This is a genomic window from Streptomyces sp. NPDC046203 (assembly GCF_040646255.1).
In the GTDB taxonomy this organism is placed as follows: Bacteria; Actinomycetota; Actinomycetes; order Streptomycetales; family Streptomycetaceae; genus Streptomyces.
In genome coordinates, this window is sequence record NZ_JBEYZX010000006.1 from 83,945 (window position 1) to 105,436 (window position 21,492).

Here is a 21,492-nt window from a genome sequence, read left to right on the forward strand (position 1 = left end):
GGGAGGCGCGGGGGCCACGGCGCGCCGGGATCTCGTGGCGGGTCGGGAAGTGGCGGAGGCGCTGCGTGCCGCCGTCGCCGGGGATGTCGACTTCTCCGCCACCGCCCGCGCCCTGACCACGATGGACGCCTCGAACTACCGGCGCGTCCCGCTCGGCGTCGTCGCCCCGCGCGACGCCGACGACGTCGCCGCGGCCCTCGCCGTCTGCCGGACGTACGGGGTGCCGGTCGTCGCCCGTGGCGGCGGTACGTCGATCGCCGGGCAGGCCACCGGCACCGGCGTCGTCCTCGACTTCACCCGCCATCTGCGCGAGCTGGTGTCGATCGACCCGGGGGCGCGCACGGCGGTCGTCCAGCCCGGTCTCGTCCTCGACCGGTTGCGGGAGGCGGCCCGCCCGTACGGTCTGACCTTCGGCCCCGACCCGTCCACCCACAGCCGCTGCACCCTCGGCGGCATGATCGGCAACAACGCGTGCGGGGCGCACTCGGTGGCCTGGGGGACGACCGCCGACAACGTCCGGGCGCTGGACATCGTGACCTACGACGGGCGCCGTGCGCGCCTCGGGCAGGACTGGCAGGGCGCGCCCGCCGGGCTGCGCGAACTCGTCACGGCCCACCTCGCGCCGCTGCGGACCGGCTACCCGGAGGGGCTGCCGCGCCGGATCTCCGGGTACGCGCTGGACGCGCTGTTGCCGGAGCGCGGCGCCGACGTGGCCCGTTCCTTCTGCGGGAGCGAGGGCACGCTGGGGGTGGTGACCGAGGCGGAGGTACGGCTGGTGCCGCTGCCGGCCGATCCCGTCCTGGTGGTGCTCGGGTACGCGGACGAGAGCGCCGCCGCCGACGCGGCGGCGGGCCTGCTGTCGTACCGGCCGCTGACGGTGGAGGGCATGGCCGCCGATCTGGTGCCGGACGGGGTGGCGGCCGGTCTGCCGCGCGGCGGGGCCTGGCTGTTCGTCGAGATGGACGGCGCGGGCCCGGCGGCCGAACTGGTGCGGGCGGCCGACGCGTTGGACGCCGCGGTCGTACGGGACGCGGCGGGGCAGCGGGCGCTGTGGCGGATCCGCGAGGACGCGGCGGGTACGGCGACCCGGATGCCGGACGGGACGGACGCCTGGCCGGGCTGGGAGGACTGCGCGGTGCCACCGGCCCGGCTTGGCTCCTATCTCCGCGCGTTCCGGGGGCTGTTGAAGGAGTACGGGCTGCGCGGCACGCCGTACGGGCACTTCGGCGACGGCTGCGTCCACGTACGGATCGACTTCGACCTGTGGACGGGGGCGGGCGTCGCTCGCTTCCGGGAGTTCTCGGAAGCGGTCGCGGACCTGGTGGTGGCCCACGGCGGCTCGCTGTCCGGTGAGCACGGGGACGGGAAGGCGCGGGCGGAGCTGCTGCCGAGGATGTACGGAGACCAACTCGTCGGCCTGTTCGGCGCGGTGAAGGATCTGTGGGATCCGGACGGCGGACTGAACCCGGGCATGCTGGCACGACCGGAACCACTGGACTCGGGGCTGCGGTTCACGGGGCTGCGGCGTACGGAATTGAAGGTGGTGGAGGACGAGCTGGGGCGTGAGGCCGCCCGTTGCGTCGGGGTGGCGAAGTGCCGCGTGGACGGCCCGAGTTCGGGGCCGGGGGTGATGTGTCCTTCGTACCGCGCGACGGGGGAGGAGCGGCACTCCACGCGTGGCCGGGCCCGGCTGCTGCACGAGATGGCGCTCGGTGAGGTCATCACGGACGGTGTGCGGTCGGAGGAGGTCCGGGAAGCGCTGGACCTGTGCCTGTCGTGCAAGGGCTGCCGTAGCGACTGCCCGGTGGGTGTCGACATGGCCGCGTACAAGTCCCGTTTCCTTGAGGGGTATTACGCCGGGCGGCGGGCGTGGAAGCGCCCGCGCTCGCACTGGACGATGGGCGGACTGCCCCATCTGCTCGACGTGTTCGGGCGGGGGCTGAACGGGGCGATGCGGCTGCCGTTCGCGGCCCGCCTCGCGGGGGTCACGCCGGAGCGGGCGATGCCGAGGGTGGCGGAGCGCACGTTCACCTCGCTCTTCACCGAACGGGCCTCGGGCCGCCCGCCGCTGCTCACCCTGTGGCCCGACACCTTCACCGACCACCTCGCGCCCCAGGTGGGCATGGCCGCGCTGAAGGTCCTGGAGGCGGCGGGCCTCGGGGTCGCGCTGCCGCCGGGGCGGGTGTGCTGCGGGCTGACGTACGTGTCCACGGGCCGCCTCGACGCGGCGCGGCGGGTGATGACCCGCACCCTCGACGTCATGGCGGGCACCCCGAGCGCTCTCGACGGCCGCCCGATCCTGGTCCTGGAACCCTCCTGCGCGGCGACACTCCGCACCGACCTGCCGGAGTTGCTCCCGGACGACCCGCGCGCGGCCCGCCTCGCCGGCTCGGTCCGCACCTTCGCCGAGGCGCTGGAACAGCTCGCCCCCGACTGGGCTCCGCCGCGCCTCCGGCACACCACCACCGTGACCGGCCAGACCCACTGCCACCAGCACGCGGTCCTGGGGGATGGGGCGGAACGCCGGCTGCGGCAGAAGATCGGGATGGAGGGCGAACTGGCCGGTGGATGCTGCGGCTTGGCGGGCAACTTCGGCTTCGAACCGGGCCACGAGGACGTCTCCCGCGCCTGCGCCGAGGACCAACTCCTGCCCGCGCTGCGGGCCGCGCCGGACGATGCCGTGGTCCTCGCGGACGGCTTCTCCTGCCGCACCCAGATCGACCACCTTTCGCCGGACCGGCGGCCCCGGCATCTGGCGGAGGTGGTGGCGGAGGCGCTGGACGGGTGAGGCCGAGGTGGGGCGGGGTGGAGTGGGGTGCGGCGATGTCGCGGGCGGTCGCTGCGGTCTTACGTTGACCGGTGATGGAGTGCGGATACCGATGGATCCGCGATCCGCCGAACGGAGCTGCCGGAGGCGGCAGTTGCGTCGGGGTGGCCGTCCACCCCGTCACCGTCCACGTCCGCGACTCCAAGAACCTCACCGGCCCCCAGCTCGCCGTCACTCCGGAAGCCTGGTCCACCTTCGTGAACGAGGCCACTACGGGCTGAGGTCCGAGTCGGGTTCGGGTGGTGGCCCGCCCTCTTTCCGAGTGTGGCCCCCTTCGCCGGGCCCTCAAGGGCGCTCCTTCGTCGCGTCGCTGCGCGATGGGCTGCGCCCACCCTTGACCGCCCGGCTACGGGAGCCTTTTCACACTCGGAGGGCGGGCCGGGGAAAGGGTCCACGCGGGGCGATGCTCTGCCCACCGCCGTAGGCGAGTGGCGGGCCGTCGGGGTGGGGTCCGGGTATCGCTCCGGCTGGTTTGTCGACTGGGGGCCGGTGGGGTGGGGCTCGGTTTGCGGCCCGGGCGGGTGGGACGGTGTCCGCCGACCCGGGGTGCGCGGTCGTGGAATGGGGCGGCCCGGGCCGTCTCAACTCAAGCTCAGGCCCCGGGCGACGCTGAGCGCGTACGCCGACCAGGTGCCGAACAGCGCCTCGCCGCAGCCGCTACCCCGAGCACGGCCCGCCCCCAGCGGACCAGGCCCAGGTGCCGCGCCCCACCACCCCGACTCCCTACGGGCACACGCATCCGGTGCCCCACGTCACCCGTCCGCGCCCCTCGCGACCCTGAACTACTTCACGCCATTCACCCGCCACTCTCTCCCACCGGCACGCGAACCCGCAGGGCACGAGTCAACTCACCCTCCCCGGAACTCAATTGACCACTCGCTCCGCCGAATACTCCCCTCCACCCCCTCGGCGCCCCCTCCGGACAGCCGGGGCGCGGAACCGTGACTCGCGCCGGTCACCGCCCGCACCCGGGCCACCCTGCCCCGCCTCGCCGATGGCGCATTATGCGATTGCGACACACTTTGTCTCCTCGCTAACGTCCGGTATGCACGGATAGCGCCACTCGCACCGCCAACCCACGGAGATCCGGGATCACGGTGATGCTCCCGAATCGGAATCGTGAGCAACGGAGGGCACTCCACCATGTACACCCGCGTCCTGGCTTCAGCGACCCTGACCCTCGTGCTGCTCGGCGCCTCTGCCGCGCCCGCACCGGCCGCCCTGAAGGGCCCCGGCGTCTTCGTCACCAACGGCGACCGCGTCCACATTTCGAGTACCCCGCCCCGCACAGCGTCCGCCCACGCCTGGTGGACTCATGTCAGCGGCCCCGGCACCAAGGCGAGGGTGACCATCTGGCTGCAGATGAAGTCCGGCAGCAAGTGGCACTCGGTCGCCAAGAACGCGAAGAACCTCAAGTCCGGCAACGGCGGCAGTGCCCGCCGGGTCGTCGCACGCAAGACCTGTGCGAACAGCAAGAAGCGCCAGTGGCGCACCATGATCGACGTTGACCTCATCGGCGTGCCCGACTCGCCGGAGAAGGCCTACACGGAGACCGTCACGGTCAAGTGCGGCGTCTGATTCCCTAGGGTCTGCCCGGGCAGTCCCCTGATTTCCCCCTCCCCCTCCCCTCGTTCCAGGAGTACGGCCATGAGTGACACCGGTCCGGACCCCACGCTCATCGTGGGACTGCACGGGGTACTGACCCGGCATCCCTGGATCGACAGGGTGAGCGCCGAGTCCGACCTCGACGAGGACGTCTTCAGCCTCGCCGTGAAGCGGGCGTCGGCCTACGCCTGGAGTTCCACCGCGCTGACGGACAAGCCCGCCGACAACCTCTGGGACCACAACGACGCGGACGGCGACTGGACGCAGGACGGCCAAGTCCGCCAGCTCGCCTGGCTGCAGTCGTCGCTCCCCCGCCCCGTCAACATCCCGGGCAGAAAGCAGCGTGCCCGCCGGCTCCCGCTCCTGCCGGTGATCACGGTCCTCTCGGACGCGCTGCACCGCGTCGGCACGGTCCGGCTCACCGGCGCACACGCGCTGGTGCCGCTGCACCGCGCCGGGGACGCCCAGGTCGAACTCGCAGAAGTGGCCGACTGGTTCGCCCTTGCCGACCCGTCCGGCGCGGCCTCGCTCACGGTCACCGTGTCGGCGCTGCCGTCGGCGCACCTCGCCAAGCGGTCCGCCGAGATCCGCGAGGCGGCGCTTGACCGCACGTACGGGCATATGACCGTCGAGCCCCTCAGACCGGCCGGTGCGAAGACTCCGGGGCTCGCTCTCCCGCTCGCGGGAGTGGTGCAGGCGGAGGGCTTCCGCCGGGGCCTCGCCTTCCGCTGCGGTGTGCCGGAGTGGTCCACGGATGTGGCGGCGTGGGCGATGGAAGTGTTCGCGGACTCGATCCGATCGACGACGGGCTACTCGGGCCAGATCCTCGTCACCCTCTCCACAACGCCCGCCTGATACTCCTCGGTCCCACGAGCGTGCTCGGGCAGTGCCGTAGAGGCGCGTGTCGGTGACGGTGTGGGTGTCCGGGGTGCCCCAGGTCTCGCCTCTGGAGTCACACGAGTTCACACCCGCCCCACAGCGGGAGCGGAGTCGCGCCTTCCGCCCCGGGCCGCGTGAGTAAGTGCGCTCGCGAGCGTCCGGGAGTGCCTCAGTCGTCACAGGAGTTCACACCTGCCCCATTTCCGGCGGGGATTTCGACTTACTCACCCGCCGGACGAAGGAACTGCGCACGCGAGCAACCTCGTTCGCCCCTGCCGTCACGCGAGCCACACTCGCCCCGCCGAGGGGCGGAGCAACACCTTCTGCCCGACCGTGCGAGTTAGTGTGCTCGCGAGCGCCCGGGAGGACCTCTAGAGTCGCAGGAGTTCACAATTGCCCTATTTGAAGTGGGATGTTGGCTTAAGTCGCGCCTTGGTAAAGTGGGTAAAATCCGGGGTCTGGCGATGTGAAGCCGCAGGTCGGCTCCTGTGATCCCCGCGCACGCGGGGGTGATCCTCGTATGTGCGCTCGTGGATTTTTCAGTGCCACTGGCAGTGACCAGCGGGGCCTGAATCCCGACCAACTGACGGCTGTCATTCGCTATGCCGTGCCGGGCCGCCCCATTTCACTGCTGCGCACCCCGGGCCGGCGGGCACGGTCCCACCGGCCCGGGCCGCAAACCGAGCCCCACCCCACCGGCGGACGGACATCAAGCCGACCGGAGCGATACCCGGACCTCCGACCACCGGCCCGCCGCCCGCCTCCGGCGGCCAGCGCAAGCATCACCCCCGCGTGGACCTTTCCCCTGGGCCGCCCTCCGAGAGTGTCTTTCGCGCCTGGAGGCGCCGGGTCAAGGGTGGCCGAAGGTCATCGCGTGAGCGACGCGACCGAAGGGAGCGCCCTTGACGCGGCGCTGGAAGGTGCGACTCTCGGAAGGAGGGCGGACACCACGTCAAGCGCACTCGCACCTCGCGCTATGACGCGTGCCCGCCCACTCCCTGCGGGGCAACCCTTCTCGACCGCCCCGCTATTCGTCAGTCCTTCGGCTCCGCCTCGGGGGTGAGGTCGAAGAGGTCCTCGACCCGGGTAGCGGTGGTGACGGCGAGGGGCAGCCAGCGTTCGAGAGTGTCGGAGTCGGTGCAGCTCTGGATGCGCTGGAGAGCTTCTGCGGGGACGCTGATGCCTCGGGTCTTCAGGACTCGGACTACTGCCTCTGACAAGGCCGCAGCTTTGCCCTCGGCTTCGCCCACTGCCTTGCCCTTGAGGAAGGTCTCCTCGACCAGCGTGCCTCGGCCCGGGAAAAAGCTGCCGATCCGCTTCCCCGCTCCGGTCACGCCGCGGCCTCGCTCTCGAAGAGGTCGGCCGCCTGGGGGGTGGTGACGGCGAGGGTCAGCCAGCGGTCGAGGGTCGCGGTGTCGGTGCAGCCCTTGATGCGCTCAAGAGCTTCCGCGTCGACATCGATGCCTCGGGTCTTCAGGACGCTGACCACCGCGTTGGCCGTGGCTTCGGCCTGACCCTCAATCCTCCCCTCGGCCAAGCCGGCGTCCTTGCCCTCCAGGAACGTCTCCTCGACGAGGGTGCCGCGGCCCGGGAAGTAGCTTCCGTTCTTCATCAGTTTCCTCCAGTTGTCCCTGACCGGGCTCTCGACCAGGCCGACTTCCATGATTTCGGAGTAGTACCGGAAGGAGTCCTCGTCCGCCGTTCCGAGCGCCTTCGCCAGCACTTCCAGTATGGCCGGGGCCTCCGGCTGGGTGCTGTGTGTCAGGGCCGAGAACGCGGTCATGGCGAGGTTCTTCGCGGCGGTGTCCGGGTCGGTGATGACCGGGACGTTGCCCGGGCCGAGGACGAGCGGGTGGAGCGTGAGCGCCGACCAGTCGCCGTAACCCGTGCGGAAGGGGCCCGCCGCCCAGCGGGCCGTGGGGCGGTCCTGGCAGACCACCAGGAGCAGGGCGGGCATGTCGTACTTCGCGCGCAGGTAGCCCAGGTAGTACGTCCAGCTCGACGCCTTCGCCCGGTCCCGGCGGCCCTGGGCCTCGATCGCGAGCAGGAAGCCGTCTTTGCCGGGCAGGTTGACGCGCAGCACGGTGTCGACCCGGCGTTCCAGCGGGCGGATCTCGGTGGTGTCCGGGCTGATGACATCGATCTCCGCTTTCGTCGGCAGCGGCATGCCGAGGAGGTCGAAGACCGGCGGCAGGAGTTCCGGGCGGTCCTGGAAGATCCGGTGCGCGGTCTCATGGGATGAGGTGACCATGAGGCCGAAGCTAGGAGCCGACGGCCCGCTCGGGGTTGCTTTTGGCATATGACCACTCGTGAGAGTGATCCACCCCCTTTGCCCGGGACCTTCTCGCCGGTAAGGATGGAGGAGTGAGCAACCGGTGCACTACTCTGCACTGGTGAGTTCAGCTCACTGAACTCATGATCGTCGTGACGGTCGGTGACAGGCAGAGGAGTGAGCCGGTGGACAGCCCGGTCAAGGACATATCCGTGGCGTCCGCCACGCCCACGGAGCCCCAGGCCCCCGCCGCCCCCGGCGCGGGCCCGCTCGGGCGGTTCGGCCGCTTCGGGCCCGTCGCGCTCGTCGTCGCCGGCGGGCTCTCCGTCCAGTTCGGCTCCGCCGTCGCCGTCCTCCTCATGCCCCGCGCGGGCGCGCTCGGCGTCGTCACGCTCCGGCTCGTCCTCGCCGCCGCCGTGCTGCTGATCGCCTGCCGCCCCAAGATCCGCGGCTACAGCCGTGCCGACTGGGGAACCGTCGTCGTGTTCGGCACCGCGATGTCCGCGATGAACATCCTCTTCTACCTCTCCGTCGCCCGGATTCCGCTCGGCGCCGCCGTCACCCTCGAAGTGCTCGGCCCGCTCGCCCTCTCCGTCTTCGCCTCGCGCCGCCTGGTCAACTTCCTGTGGGCCGGGCTCGCGCTCGCCGGCGTCGCCCTGCTCAGCGGCGGCGGCTTCGACCGGCTCGACCCGCTCGGCGCCGGCTTCGCGCTCGCCGCGGGCTCCATGTGGGCCGCGTACATCGTCTTCAGCGCCCGCACCGGCCGCCGCTTCCCGCAGATGGACGGGCTCGCCCTCGCGATGACCGTCGGCGCGGTCATCAGCCTGCCGTTCGGCATCGTCGCGTCCGGCGACCGGCTGGTCGTCCCGTCGACCGTCGGCCTCGGCCTCGCCGTCGCGCTGATGTCCTCCGTCCTCCCGTACGCCCTGGAACTCGTCGCCCTGCGCCGGATGCCCGCCGCGACCTTCGCCATCCTCATGAGCCTGGAACCGGCCATCGCCGCCACCGCCGGCTTCCTCGTCCTGCACCAGGCACTCGGCCTGATGGACGCCCTCGCGATCGCGCTCGTCATCGCGGCGAGCATGGGCGCGGTACGGACCCAGGTGGCCCGCGCCACCCCGTAACGCCCGCGGACCGGCCGGACACCGAGCACCGAGCACCGAGCACCGGACACCGAACGCCGAGCGGCGGCGGAGGGGATGCCCCTCCGCCGCCGCTCTCGTGTACGGATGTACGGACGTACGGCGGCCCCGCCCAGGCCGCCCTGCCCGTGCCGCCCGCCCCGTAACACCCGCCCGCTCACGCCTCCCGCAGCGCCTCCACGATCACCATCCGCCGTACCCGCCGGGCCGGCAGCACCGACGCCGCGACCCCCGTGAGGACGGTGGCGGCGAGCAGCCCCAGGATCGTCAGAGCCGTACCGCCCGACGAACCCAGGACGGCCAGCGGGGAGATCCGGCCGCCCAGGACGGAGCGGGCGGCGACGGTGCCGTACACCAGGCCGAGCAGGGTGCCCGCGAGCGCGCCCGAGAGGGCGAGCAGGACGGATTCCAGGGTCAGCATGCGGCGCAGCTGCTCGCCGAGCAGGCCGATCGCCCGCAGCATTCCGAACTCGCGGGTCCGTTCCTCCACCGTCAGCATCAGGGTCGCCGCCACACCCAGCGCGGCGATGGCCGTCGAGAAGCCGAGCAGCACGGTGACCACCAGCATCAGCCGGTCCAGCATCGCGCGGACGAGCCGCGCGTCGGAGCCGGTGTCCGCGACGCCGATGCCGGGGTACGCGGCGAGCGCGTGGTCCAGCGCCGCCCGGGCCTCGTCGTGGCCGGTCCCGTCCGCCGGGTTGACCAGCACCGTCGACACCCGGGCCGACCCCGACCCCGACCCCGACCCTGACCCCGGCCCCGGCCCTGACCCCGGCCCCGGCCCCGACCCTGACCCCGGCCCCGACCCCGACCCCGACCCCGACCCCGACCCGGACCCCGAGCCCGCCGCCACATCCGAACCCCCGCCCGAGCCCCCACCCGCCAGCCGGTCGAACGTCGCCCCCGTCACGTACAGCGACGCCTCCGGGTGGATCCCCATCGGCAGCGTCTCCCCGCCCCGTACGACCGTGAGCCCCGCCCCGGCGCGGCGCAGCGGCCCGAGCGCCTCGCCGTCCCGCAGCGCCCGCGCCTGGGCGACGCCGTCGGCGCGCGGGTTGAGGCCCGCCGGGTCGGCGGTGGCGACGACCGTGTGGTGGCCGTTGAGGGTGAGGGTGGTGGTACGGACGGGGGTGACGGTCAGCTGCGGTTCGGCGCGCAGCGCGGTGAGCGCGCCCGCCGGGATCGTGGCGTCGTCAGGGTCGAGGGCGAAGACGGCCGGCATCCGGTCCGTCAGCATCTCCTCCAGGCCGCCCTTGGTGATCCCGATGGCCGTCACCGCCGACACGGCGACGGTCACGCCCACCAGCATCGCGGAGGCGGCGGCCGCGGTCCGGGCGCCGTTGGCGCGCAGTTGCTGCACGGACAGTCGGCCGACCGTGCCGAACGGGCGGCGCAGGGCGAGTCCGATCAGCCCGACGACCGGCGGCAGCAGGTGGCGCGCGTACCGCAGCACGGCGAAGAAGGTGAGGATCGCGCCGAGCGTCACCGCGAGCAGCGCGATCGCCGACCCGCCGAACGCGCCGATGGCCAGCAGGCCCCCGCCCGCGACCAGCATCAGGACGGACATGCCCTCGCGCACCGACCGGCTGCCCGGCTCGGGCAGGGTTGCCGCGCCGCTGGCGGCGAGGGCGGCGACCGGCGGTACGGCGGAGGCGGCGCGCGCCGGGCGGCGCACCGCCCACAGGGTGAGCAGGACGCCGAACAGCCCGCCGAGGAGGAACGTCCAGCGGCCCGGCATCAGCGAGATCTCGATCGGTCCGAGGTCGGCGAGCCCGTTCAGGAGCGCCGTGCCGAGGGCGCAGGCGCCCGCGCCCGCCGCGAGTCCGGCGGCGGAGGCGAGCACGCCGAGGAGCAGGCCCTGGCGGCGGATGATCCGGCGGATCTGGTCGCGGTCGGCGCCGACGCAGCGCAACAGGGCGAGCTGGCGGGCGCGTTGGGCGAGGACGACGGAGAAGGTGTTGGTGACGACCATCCGTGCCACCGCCATCGCGATGAGGACGAAGGACAGCGCGGCGGTGAGCACGACCGCGTACATCGTCCGGCCGCTGCTCTTCGCCTCCTCGACGGACGCGGCGTGGGTACGGGCGGCGACGCCGTCGCCGAGCGCGTGCCGGACGTCCTTCGCGACGTCGTGGGGGTCGGCGCCGGGGCGCAGCGCGAGATCGAGGTGGGTGGTGCGCGAGCCGGTGGCGTACGTGGCGACGGCGGCCTCGGGGATGCCGAGCGCCGGGTGGGCGCCGAGGGTCTGCGACGAGGCGGTGTCGAGCAGACCGGTGACGCGGACGCGGGCGGTGCCGCCCTTGGCGGTGGTGATGCGGACGGTGTCGCCGGTACGGGCGCCGACGCGGGTCGCGCTGTCCTCGTCGAGGGCGATCTCGCCGGGGTGTTCGGGCCAGGCGCTGGTGGCCAAGCGTTGCCAGCGCAGTTCGGGGCGGGCGGCGATGGAGGTCACCATGGCGCGGTCGTCGAGCGGGCGGCCGGCGGGGGTGAGGACGTTCGCGTGGCCGGCGACGCGCGGGGCGACGGCCGCCACTCCCGGGACGCGCGCGGCCTTGGCGGCGGCGTCCGCCGGGAGCGGTGCGCCCGGGACGTTGCCGCGCGGGGTGACCTGGACGGGCGCGTCGCCGACGTCGCTCGCCGCCGACTGCTCGTACGACTGGACGAGCGCGCCCGCGCCGCCGACGGACAGGACGAGGAACGCGACGCCGACGGCGACGGCGGCGCCCGTGAGGACGAGCCGGCGCAGCTGGGCGCGGAAGTCCTTGAGCGTGAAGGCAAGGAGGGACGAGCGGGAGGAGCGGGGTGAGCGGGAAGAGCGGGAGGAGCGGGAGGAGCGGGAGGGCGGCATGGCAATAACGCTAGGGAGCAGGGGCCTTGAGGGCGGCCCCATCAGGCACGATTCGGGGTCATCCCGGAGTCGGCGGTCCGGGGTCAGGGGCGTACCTCTCGGGGATGAGCGGGGGTACGACTCGGGGTGCGGGGCCGGGCGGGACGGCCGGGTCGGACGGCCTGATGGGAGGCGCGCGCACGGGTCCGGCGCGGAGTCCGGCGCGGAGTCCGGCGCGGGGCCCGGCGTGGATGACGCGGTGGGGCGCCGGGCTCGCGCCGTCGTGCTTCCGTGCGCCCGAACACTCAAAGCAAGCACGCTTGATTGTTTCTATGGCGGCTGCCATGCTCCTCACGCACGTCCGTGACCCGCCCGTCCCCGCCCCGACCCGAGGGGAGCGCTCCGTGTCCGACCCTGCCGCCGTGCTCGACGACTTGCGTGCCGAGAGTGAGGAAGTCGACTCGCTTGTGCGGGAGTTGAGCGAGCGCGAGTGGGCGTCGCCCACGCCCGCGCCACGCTGGACCATCGCGCACCAGATCGCCCATCTCGCCTGGACGGACAACGCCGCGCTGCTCGCGGCGACCGACCCGGACGCGTTCGCCGGAGAGGTGGCGAAGGCTCTCGACGCGCCCGACCGGTTCGTGGACGACGGTGCCGAGGAGGGTGCGGCGCTGCCGCACGCCGAACTGCTCGCCCGCTGGCGCGCGGGCCGCGAGAAGCTCCACCGGGTCCTCGCCGAGTCCCCGTCCGGCACCCGGTTCCCCTGGTACGGGCCCGCCATGAGCGCCGTCTCGCTCGCGACCGCGCGCCTCATGGAGACCTGGGCGCACGGGCAGGACATCGCCGACGCCCTCGGGGTCGTCCGGGTGCCGACGGCCCGGCTCGGACATGTGGCGTGGATCGGGCTGCGCTCCCGCGACTACGCGTACCACGTACGCGGCCTCACCCCGCCCGCCGAACCCTTCCGCCTCGAACTCACCTCTCCGGAAGGGGAGATGTGGGTGTACGGCCCCGAGGGCGCACCCCAGACCGTCACCGGCCCGGCCCTCGACTTCTGCCTGCTGGTCGCCCAGCGCGTCCACCGTGCCGACACCGCGCTCGTCGCCCACGGTGCCGACGCCGACCGGTGGCTGGACATCGCGCAGGCGTTCGCGGGACCGGCGGGGCCGGGCCGCGCACCCGGCGGGGCGGCCCAGAACGGTGGCGCGGGGACAGGCGCGGGGAAGGGTGCAGGGAAGGGCGTGGGGGAGGACGCGGGGGAGGGCGCGTGATCCTGCGGATCGGCAACGCCTCCGGCTTCTACGGCGACCGCTTCGACGCCGTCCGCGAGATGCTGACGGGCGGCCCGCTCGATGTCCTCACCGGCGACTACCTCGCCGAACTGACCATGCTGATCCTCGGCCGTGACCTCCTCAAGGACCCCTCGGCCGGATACGCCAAGACCTTCCTGCGGCAGATGGAGGAAGGTCTGGGGCTCGCCCACGAGCGCGGGGTGAAGATCGTCGCCAACGCCGGCGGGCTCAACCCGGCCGGGCTCGCCGACTCCCTCCGCGCCCTCGCCGCCCGGCTCGGCGTCCCCGCCCGGATCGCCCATGTCGAAGGCGACCGACTCCCGTCCCGCCCCGGGGTGTTGGCGGCGAACGCCTACCTCGGCGGCGGCGGGATCGCGGCCGCGCTCGCCGCCGGCGCCGATGTCGTCGTCACCGGACGCGTCACCGACGCGGCGCTCGTCACCGGGCCCGCGCAGTGGTTCTTCGGCTGGCGGCCGGAGGACCCGGACTGGCACGACAAGATGGCGGGCGCGGTCGTCGCCGGGCACGTCCTGGAGTGCGGCACCCAGGCCACCGGCGGCAACTACGCCTTCTTCACCGAGCGGTTGGGCGGGCAGCCAGGCGGGCAGTCAGGCGAGCGGTTAGGTGAGCGGTTAGGTGAGGGCTTCGGCGACCCGGCCGTGTTCCGCCGTCCCGGCTTCCCTCTCGCCGAACTCCACGCCGACGGCACCGCCGTGATCACCAAGCACCCCGGCACCGGGGGCTTCGTCGACACCGGCACCGTCACCGCCCAGTTGCTGTACGAGACGGCGGGTGCCCGCTACGCCGGCCCCGACGCGACCGCCCGTCTCGATACGGTGCGGCTCACCCGGGAGGGGCCGGACCGGGTACGGATCGACGGCGTACGGGGCGAGGCGCCGCCGCCCACGCTCAAGGCGGGCCTGTGCCGCCTCGGCGGCTTCCGCAACGAGGTCGTCTTCGTGCTCACCGGCCTCGACATCGAGGCGAAGGCGGCTCTGGTCCGCGCCCAGGTCGAGGACGCGCTCGGCACGTCCCGGCCCCGCCAGGTGACGTGGGAACTGGCGCGCACCGACCGCCCGGACGCGCCGACCGAGGAGACCGCGAGCGCGTTGCTCCGCCTCGTCGTCCGCGACCCGGACCAGGAGGCCGTCGGCCGCGCGGTCACCGGCGCCGCCATCGAACTGGCGCTCGCGAGCTATCCGGGTTTCCATGTCACCGCACCACCCGGGAGGGGCGCCCCCTACGGGGTCTTCGAGACCGCATACGTCCCGGCGGACGAGGTCGCGCACACGGCCGTGCTGCCCGACGGAACCCGCGTCCCCGTCCCCGTACCGGCACGCACCCGGCCCCTGGAGCCCGTACCGGAACCGCCGCTGCCTGAACCCTTGCCCGAGCCCCCGCCCGAGCCGCTGCCAGAAGGCGCCGGGCCGGTCCGTCGCGTACCGCTCGGCCGGATCGCCGGGGCGCGCAGCGGCGACAAGGGCGGCGACGCGAACGTCGGCGTCTGGGTCCGCACCGACCCGGCCTGGCGCTGGCTCGTCCACACCCTCACCGTCGACCGCTTCCGCGCCCTACTGCCGGAGACGGCCGAACTCCCCGTACAGCGCCATGTGTTGCCGAATCTGCGGGCGGTCAACTTCACCGTGACCGGCCTCCTCGGCGAGGGCGTCGCCTCCCAGGCCCGCTTCGACCCGCAGGCCAAGGCCCTCGGCGAATGGCTGCGCTCCCGCCATCTCGACATCCCGGAGGAACTGCTGTGACCGTCCTCGCCTCCGCCCTCGACACCGCCGGACCGGAGTACGCGGGCAACCGCGCGGCCATGCTCGACAAGATCGCCGCGCTCGACGCCGAGCACGCCAAGGCGCTCGCGGGCGGCGGCGAGAAGTACGTGGACCGGCACCGGAAGCGGGGCAAGCTGCTCGCCCGTGAGCGGATCGAGCTCCTCGTCGACCCCGACACCCCCTTCCTGGAGCTCTCCCCGCTCGCCGCCTGGGGCAGCGACTATCCCGTAGGGGCATCCCTGGTCACCGGTCTCGGGGTGGTCGAGGGGGTCGAGTGCCTGATCACCGCCAACGACCCGACCGTGCGCGGCGGCGCCTCCAACCCCTGGACGCTGAAGAAGGCGCTGCGCGCCAACGAGATCGCGTACGCCAACCGGCTGCCCGTGATCTCGCTGGTCGAGTCCGGCGGCGCGGATCTGCCCTCCCAGAAGGAGATCTTCATCCCCGGTGGGGCGCTGTTCCGCGACCTGACCCGGCTGTCCGCCGCCGGAATCCCCACCGTGGCCGTCGTGTTCGGCAACTCGACCGCCGGCGGCGCGTACATCCCCGGCATGTCCGACCACACCGTGATGATCAAGGAGCGGTCGAAGGTCTTCCTCGGCGGACCGCCGCTCGTGAAGATGGCGACGGGCGAGGAGAGCGACGACGAATCGCTCGGCGGCGCCGAGATGCACGCCCGCGTCTCCGGTCTCGCCGACCACTACGCCGCCGACGAGCGCGACGCGCTGCGCCAGGCCCGCCGGATCGTCGCCCGCCTCAACCACCGCAAGGCGCACGCCGATCCGGACACCGGCGCCGTCCAGCCGCCGAAGTACGACCCGGACGAACTCCTCGGCATCGTGCCCGGCGACCTCAAGACCCCCTTCGACCCGCGCGAGGTGATCGCGCGGATCGTCGACGGCTCGGACTTCGACGAGTTCAAGCCGCTGTACGGGACGAGCCTGGTGACCGGCTGGGCGCGACTGCACGGCTATCCGGTCGGCGTCCTCGCCAACGCGCAGGGCGTGCTCTTCTCGGCGGAGTCGCAGAAGGCCGCGCAGTTCATCCAGCTCGCCAACCAGCGCGACATCCCGCTCGTCTTCCTGCACAACACCACCGGCTACATGGTCGGCAAGGAGTACGAGCAGGGCGGCATCATCAAGCACGGCGCGATGATGATCAACGCGGTGGCGAACTCGCGCGTCCCGCATCTGTCCGTTCTCATGGGCGCCTCGTACGGGGCCGGTCACTACGGCATGTGCGGCCGGGCCTACGATCCGCGCTTCCTCTTCGCCTGGCCGAGCGCCAAGTCCGCCGTCATGGGCCCGCAGCAGCTTGCCGGGGTGCTGTCGATCGTGGCGCGGGCGAGCGCGGCGGCGAAGGGCCTGCCGTACGACGACGAGGCGGACGCCGGACTGCGCGCGATGGTCGAGGCGCAGATCGAGAGCGAGTCGCTGCCGATGTTCCTGTCCGGGCGGCTGTACGACGACGGGGTCGTCGACCCCCGGGACACCCGCACCGTCCTCGGGCTCTGCCTGTCCGCGATCCACACGGCACCGGTCGAGGGCGCGCGCGGCGGCTTCGGCGTCTTCCGTATGTGACCCGAGCGCCCCGCGTGTGACCCGCGACCCGCATCCCGCACACGACCCGTGACCGTGACCTGCGACCTGTGACCCGAAGGTGAGGCATTGCGCCATGTTGTCGACTCTTCTCGTGGCGAACCGGGGCGAGATCGCCTGCCGGATCTTCCGCACCTGCCGTGACCTGGGCATCGCGACCGTCGCCGTGTTCTCCGACGCGGACGCCGACGCCCTGCACGTACGGGAGGCGGACACGGCGGTACGGCTGCCCGGCGCCACCCCCGCGGACACCTATCTGCGCGGCGACCTGATCGTGAAGGCCGCGCTCGCGGCCGGGGCCGACGCCGTCCACCCCGGCTACGGCTTCCTGTCCGAGAACGCCGGCTTCGCGCGGGCCGTCACCGACGCCGGACTGGTGTGGATCGGCCCGCCGCCGGCCGCGATCGAGGCCATGGCGTCGAAGACCCGCGCCAAGGAACTCCTCGGCGTGCCGCCGCTCCCCGCCGGCGCCGTCACCGAGGCCGACCTGCCCGTCCTGGTGAAGGCGGCGGCGGGCGGCGGTGGCCGGGGCATGCGGGTCGTCCGTCATCTGGACGATCTGGCAGGGGAGTTGGCGGCGGCCTCGGCGGAGGCGCTGAGCGCGTTCGGGGACGGCGAGGTGTTCGTCGAGCCGTACGTGGAGAACGGCCGCCACGTCGAGGTGCAGCTCCTCGCCGACACCCACGGCACCGTCTGGACCCTCGGCACCCGTGACTGCTCGCTCCAGCGCCGCCACCAGAAGGTGATCGAGGAAGCCCCGGCGCCCGGTCTGCCGCCCGGGCTCGTAGAGTCGCTGTACGAGCGGTCGGCGTCGGCGGCGAAGTCCGTCGGCTACACGGGTGCGGGTACGGTCGAGTTCCTGGTGGCGGACGGCCGTGCGCACTTCCTGGAGATGAACACCCGTCTCCAGGTCGAACACCCCGTCACCGAGGCGGTGTTCGGAGTCGACTTGGTCGCGCTCCAGATCGCCGTCGCCGAGGGTGAGACGTTGCCGCCCGAGCCGCCTCGGCCGTCCGGCCACGCCGTCGAGGCCCGGCTGTACGCCGAGGACCCGGCCGCCCGCTGGGCCCCGCAGACCGGTCCGCTGCACACCTTCGAGGTGCCCGGCGGGCCCGGCCTGCGCATCGACACCGGCTACGCCTCCGGCGACACCGTCGGCGTCCACTACGACGCCATGCTCGCCAAGGTCGTCGCCCACGCCCCGACCCGCGCCGCCGCCACCCGGCTGCTCGCCCGCGCCCTCGAACGCGCCCGTCTGCACGGCCCGTCGACCAACCGCGACCTGCTCGTGGCCTCCCTCCGCCACCCCGGCTTCACCGAACCGGCCCGTCTCGGCACCGGGTTCTACGCCGAGCACCTGGACGCGCTGACCGTCCCGCCCTCGGGCGAGGAGTACGCGGCGGTCGCCGCCGCACTCGCCGATGCCGTCCACAACCCCTCTAGCTTCGGGGGTGGTTGGCGCAATGTGCGCTCGCAGGACGAGTGCCGGACGTATGTCGGGGTGGGTGCCGGGGCGGAGGGTGCGTACGAGGTGGCGTACCGCCCGACCCGCGACGGCCGCCATCAGGTGACCAGCCCGCCCGGCGTCCGGGTGGTGGCGGTCGCCGCCGACCGGGTCAGTCTCGAAGTGGGCGGTCTGGTACGACACTTCGACATCGCGCGGTACGGAGAGGGCGAGGGCGGGCGGGAGGTCGCGTACGCCGGACCGTACCGGCTCACCCCTGTACCCCGTTTCCCCGATCCCGACGACCAGCGGGAGCCCGGCTCCCTGCTGGCTCCTATGCCCGGCACCGTCGTCCGTGTCACCGAGGGCCTGGCCGTCGGCGCACGGGTCGAGGCCGGGCAGCCGCTGCTGTGGCTGGAGGCCATGAAGATGGAACACCGGGTCATCGCGCCCGCCTCCGGCACGCTCACCGCGCTCCACGCCGCCCCCGGCCGCCAGGTCGAGGTCGGCACCCTGCTCGCCGTCGTCTCGACCTCGACCGATGCACAGGAGGAACCGTCCGCATGAGCACCCTCATCGAACCGGCCGAACACACCGCCCTGCGTGCCGCCGTCGCCGCCCTCGGCCGTCGCCACGGACCCGGCTTCGACCGCGCCGGCCTGTGGGCCGAGGCCGGCAAGCTCGGCTACCTCGGCGTCAACCTGCCCGAGGAGTACGGTGGCGGGGGCGGCGGCATGGCCGAGCTCTCCATCGTCCTGGAGGAGGCGGGCGCGGCCGGCGCACCGCTCCTGATGATGGTCGTCTCGCCCGCGATCTGCGGCACCGTCCTCGCCCGCTTCGGCACGGACGCGCAGAAGGCCGCCTGGCTGCCCGGCCTCGCCGACGGCAGCCGCACCATGGCCTTCGGCATCACCGAACCCGACGCCGGCTCCAACTCCCACCGCATCACCACCACCGCCACGCGGACGGCGGACGGCTGGGTGCTCAGTGGCCGCAAGGTCTTCGTCTCCGGGGTCGACATCGCCGACGCGACCCTGATCGTCGGCCGTACGTCCGACGCCCGCACCGGCAAGCTCAAGGCGTGTCTCTTCATCGTCCCGCGCGACACCCCGGGCTTCGGCCGGCGCGCCATCGACATGGAACTCGACGCCCACGAGAAGCAGTTCGAGCTGACGCTCGACGAGGTCCGGCTGCCCGCCGACGCGCTCGTCGGCGACGAGGACGCCGGACTCCTCCAACTCTTCGCGGGCCTCAACCCCGAGCGCATCATGACGGCCGCCTTCGCCATCGGCATGGGGCGGTACGCCCTCGCGCGGGCGGTGGAATACGCGAAGGACCGGCAGGTCTGGAAGACCCCCATCGGCGCCCACCAGGCCATCGCCCACCCGCTCGCCCAGTCCCACATCGAACTCGAACTCGCCCGCCTGATGATGCGCAAGGCCGCCGCCCTCTACGACGCGGGCGACGACCTCGGCGCGGGCGAGGCCGCGAACATGGCGAAGTACGCCGCCGCCGAGGCGTGCGTGAAGGCCGTCGATCAATCCGTGCACACTTTGGGCGGCAACGGCCTCACCCGCGAGTTCGGTCTCGCCCGGCTGATCACGGCGGCGCGAGTCGCGCGGATCGCGCCGGTGAGCCGCGAGATGATCCTGAACTTCGTCTCCCACCAGACGCTGGGGCTGCCGAAATCGTACTGAGAGGTACGGGTTGACGGTTCCGGCGGGAGTCCTGAGGGGGTCTGAGACGACCCTGAGGTGCCCCTGAGAGGGGCGCGGGTGTTCGTTCGGGCGCCCCTGTGGGCGTATCGGGGGCGCCCCATAAGGGCCGAGGGGCCGGTGCCGTAGGCGATCGGTGCCGGTCCGGTGCGCCGGACCGGATCACTATGCTGACGTCCCCCGCCACCGGCGTACCGGCGTGTCAGGGCACCGGCACGTCAGGACCCCTGTGCGTCAGGACACCAGCGAACCGGCGCCGGTCCGGGCCCGACGACCCCTCGAACCGGGAGGACAGGACCCCGTGACCGTCGCGCTTTCCTCCGTCGTGCCCTCCGCCGTCGCACCCTCGGCGAAATCGCTCTCCACGGTGGAGCTGTCCGCCTCCGACCGGGCGGAGAGCTGGCACGAGGCCGTGTCCCACACCTTCGTACCGATGACGGTGGAGCTCCTGGAGGACGAGCCGGCGGCCGGGACGATCGTCAGCCACCAGCTCGGCCCGGTGCGGATCTCGCGGGTCCAGGCGGGCCCGCAGGTGGTGACCCGGAGCAGACGCCTGATCGCCGCCGACGACCGCTCCACGCTCATCCTCAGCGTCCAGGAACACGGCACCGCCTTCAAGGAACAGGACGGGCGGGAGACGGTCGTCCGGCCCGGCCAGTTCTCCCTCAGCGACTCCTCCCGGGCCTTCCGGAAGGCGATCACCGAGGAGTTCGCGTTCACGTCCTTCCACTTCCCGCGCGCGGAGCTGGACGTACGGGAGAGCGATCTGCGGGCCCTGACCGCGACGGCGTTCTGTACGACGGGGGGCAGCGCCGCGCTGGTGATGTCGTATCTCGCGGGGATGGCGCGCCAGGCGCCCAGCCTGAGCGACACGGTGGGCCGCCGGGCCGCGGCCACGGCGCTCGATCTGCTGGCCATGCTCGTCGACGACCGCACCGGGAACGCCCGGCCGCGCGGGCAGCACACCGAGGCCACCCTCGAGCGGGTCAAGGACCACATCCTGCGCAATCTCCGCGACCCGGACCTGACCCCGGCCGTGATCGCGGAGGCGAACCACATGTCGGTCCGCTATCTGCACAAGCTGTTCCAGAACGAGGGCGTCTCGGTCGGCGGCTGGATCCGGGCGCAGCGACTGGAGCGGTGCAGCAGGGATCTGCTGCGGCCGCTGGCGGAGGAGGTCGGGGTGTCGGGGATCGGCCGGCGCTGGGGGTTCGCCAACTCCAGCCACTTCAGCCGCGCTTTCCGGGCGGCGTACGGGGTGACGCCGCGCGACTGGCAGACGGAGGGCGGCGCGCGGGCGGCGTGACGGCGAGCGGGGATGGGTGATGTGTGTGGCCGGGGGCGGGGTCTACGCGTCAGTCGGCGGCCAGCCCCCGCAGGGCACCGTCCCAGTCGATCACGTCGCCTTCCGTGCCGGGGCGGACCAGCGCGAAGCTCTCCCGGCGGAGCCAGCGGCGTACCTCCCGGACCGGCAGATCGATCAGTACGGTCCGCTCGCGCCCCCGGAGCATGACCCGCAGCGAGGTACGGCCCTGGCAGGGGCAGGGCGGCCAGACGCGTACGTCGCCGAGGCCGCTGGGCCGGTGCAGTCCGTCCCACAGGAGGTCGCGGGAGAACCGCCAGACGCCGGCGCCGGCCGCGTCCCCCAGGAAGGTGAGCGTGACGGAGAAGGGGTCGTCGCCGCTGTAGCCGAGGCGCACGGGGACGTCGGCGGAGTCGTGCTCGCCGAGGACGAGCCGGGCGTCGAGGCGGATCTCGGTGCTGCGGTTCCCGGTGCTGCGGTTCCCGGTGCCGGGGATCTCGGTGCCGCCGGCCTCGGGGCAGGGCTGGGGGCCGGGCGGTGGGTGAGGGGCGGACATGGGGTCTCCAGGGACGGTCGAACGGGTGGGGTGGCCGGGCGGCCGTCCCGTACGTGGGGTGTGACGCGTGCGGTGTGATGCGTGGGGTGTGGCGCGGGGCCCGGGGGGCTGCCGGGGACGGTCAGGTTAGGGCGAGCGGGGGCGGCACCGATGTTCCGTCGGTGCACGGAGATGCGCCATTCCGTGCATCGTTCAACTATTGAGGGGGTGGGGTGACGGGCCCCGCCGCACCCTGCGGGCGCCGTGGAGTC

Annotated in this window: 15 protein-coding genes; 11 read left to right on the forward strand and 4 right to left on the reverse strand. The window is 73.1% G+C overall.

The window, feature by feature from the left end:
* Nucleotides 1-34 precede the first annotated feature (34 nt).
* The 4 genes from ABZ990_RS07270 to ABZ990_RS07285 all read left to right on the forward strand — a co-directional run bounded on the left by ABZ990_RS07270 (nucleotide 35) and on the right by ABZ990_RS07285 (nucleotide 5,287).
* Complete coding sequence (locus ABZ990_RS07270) at nucleotides 35-2,788, forward strand: FAD-binding and (Fe-S)-binding domain-containing protein (protein ID WP_361226639.1); 2,754 nt, start codon at nucleotides 35-37, stop codon at nucleotides 2,786-2,788.
* A gap of 74 nt (nucleotides 2,789-2,862) precedes the next feature.
* A complete protein-coding gene (locus ABZ990_RS07275) occupies nucleotides 2,863-3,048 on the forward strand; it encodes a DUF397 domain-containing protein (RefSeq protein WP_361226642.1) in 186 nt (61 codons plus the stop codon).
* Between the two features lie 898 nt (nucleotides 3,049-3,946).
* Nucleotides 3,947-4,405 carry a hypothetical protein gene (locus ABZ990_RS07280; protein ID WP_361226644.1) on the forward strand — a complete coding sequence of 153 codons (459 nt, stop codon included), beginning with the start codon at nucleotides 3,947-3,949 and terminating at the stop codon, nucleotides 4,403-4,405.
* Nucleotides 4,406-4,474: 69 nt separating this feature from the next.
* Nucleotides 4,475-5,287, forward strand: coding sequence for a hypothetical protein (locus ABZ990_RS07285; RefSeq protein ID WP_361226647.1), 813 nt, complete (start codon nucleotides 4,475-4,477; stop codon nucleotides 5,285-5,287).
* A gap of 1,058 nt (nucleotides 5,288-6,345) precedes the next feature.
* Here the strand turns inward: ABZ990_RS07285 and ABZ990_RS07290 are convergent.
* Nucleotides 6,346-6,531 carry a hypothetical protein gene (locus tag ABZ990_RS07290; RefSeq protein ID WP_361226650.1) on the reverse strand — a complete coding sequence of 62 codons (186 nt, stop codon included), beginning with the start codon at nucleotides 6,529-6,531 and terminating at the stop codon, nucleotides 6,346-6,348.
* A 110-nt stretch (nucleotides 6,532-6,641) separates the two neighbouring features.
* On the reverse strand, nucleotides 6,642-7,562 hold the full coding sequence (locus ABZ990_RS07295; RefSeq protein WP_361226652.1) for a hypothetical protein: 921 nt from the start codon (nucleotides 7,560-7,562) through the stop codon (nucleotides 6,642-6,644).
* Between the two features lie 206 nt (nucleotides 7,563-7,768).
* Here ABZ990_RS07295 and ABZ990_RS07300 point away from each other — a divergent pair, with 206 nt between their 5' ends.
* Nucleotides 7,769-8,707, forward strand: coding sequence for an EamA family transporter (locus tag ABZ990_RS07300; protein WP_361226655.1), 939 nt, complete (start codon nucleotides 7,769-7,771; stop codon nucleotides 8,705-8,707).
* A gap of 175 nt (nucleotides 8,708-8,882) precedes the next feature.
* On the opposite strand, the gene ABZ990_RS07305 is transcribed toward ABZ990_RS07300, so the two are convergent.
* On the reverse strand, nucleotides 8,883-11,573 hold the full coding sequence (locus ABZ990_RS07305; protein ID WP_361226657.1) for an ABC transporter permease: 2,691 nt from the start codon (nucleotides 11,571-11,573) through the stop codon (nucleotides 8,883-8,885).
* A 383-nt stretch (nucleotides 11,574-11,956) separates the two neighbouring features.
* Here ABZ990_RS07305 and ABZ990_RS07310 point away from each other — a divergent pair, with 383 nt between their 5' ends.
* From ABZ990_RS07310 to ABZ990_RS07335, 6 genes are all read left to right on the forward strand, one after another.
* Nucleotides 11,957-12,823 carry a TIGR03084 family metal-binding protein gene (locus tag ABZ990_RS07310; protein ID WP_361226660.1) on the forward strand — a complete coding sequence of 289 codons (867 nt, stop codon included), beginning with the start codon at nucleotides 11,957-11,959 and terminating at the stop codon, nucleotides 12,821-12,823.
* Complete coding sequence (locus ABZ990_RS07315; protein WP_361226662.1) at nucleotides 12,820-14,604, forward strand: acyclic terpene utilization AtuA family protein; 1,785 nt, start codon at nucleotides 12,820-12,822, stop codon at nucleotides 14,602-14,604. Before ABZ990_RS07310 ends, ABZ990_RS07315 begins: the two co-directional genes overlap by 4 nt.
* Nucleotides 14,601-16,205 (forward strand): carboxyl transferase domain-containing protein, encoded by a 1,605-nt coding sequence (locus ABZ990_RS07320; protein WP_361226665.1) that lies wholly within the window; start codon nucleotides 14,601-14,603, stop codon nucleotides 16,203-16,205. Before ABZ990_RS07315 ends, ABZ990_RS07320 begins: the two co-directional genes overlap by 4 nt.
* Nucleotides 16,206-16,299: 94 nt before the next feature.
* Complete coding sequence (locus ABZ990_RS07325) at nucleotides 16,300-18,234, forward strand: biotin carboxylase N-terminal domain-containing protein (protein ID WP_361226667.1); 1,935 nt, start codon at nucleotides 16,300-16,302, stop codon at nucleotides 18,232-18,234.
* Nucleotides 18,231-19,364: an acyl-CoA dehydrogenase gene (locus ABZ990_RS07330; protein WP_361226670.1), complete on the forward strand. Its 1,134-nt coding sequence runs from the start codon at nucleotides 18,231-18,233 to the stop codon at nucleotides 19,362-19,364. Before ABZ990_RS07325 ends, ABZ990_RS07330 begins: the two co-directional genes overlap by 4 nt.
* Before the next feature lie 319 nt (nucleotides 19,365-19,683).
* On the forward strand, nucleotides 19,684-20,688 hold the full coding sequence (locus tag ABZ990_RS07335) for a helix-turn-helix domain-containing protein (RefSeq protein ID WP_361226672.1): 1,005 nt from the start codon (nucleotides 19,684-19,686) through the stop codon (nucleotides 20,686-20,688).
* Between the two features lie 49 nt (nucleotides 20,689-20,737).
* On the opposite strand, the gene ABZ990_RS07340 is transcribed toward ABZ990_RS07335, so the two are convergent.
* Entirely contained in the window at nucleotides 20,738-21,241 is a 504-nt protein-coding gene (locus tag ABZ990_RS07340) for an SsgA family sporulation/cell division regulator (RefSeq protein WP_361226675.1), read from the reverse strand.
* Between the last annotated feature and the right edge of the window lie 251 nt (nucleotides 21,242-21,492).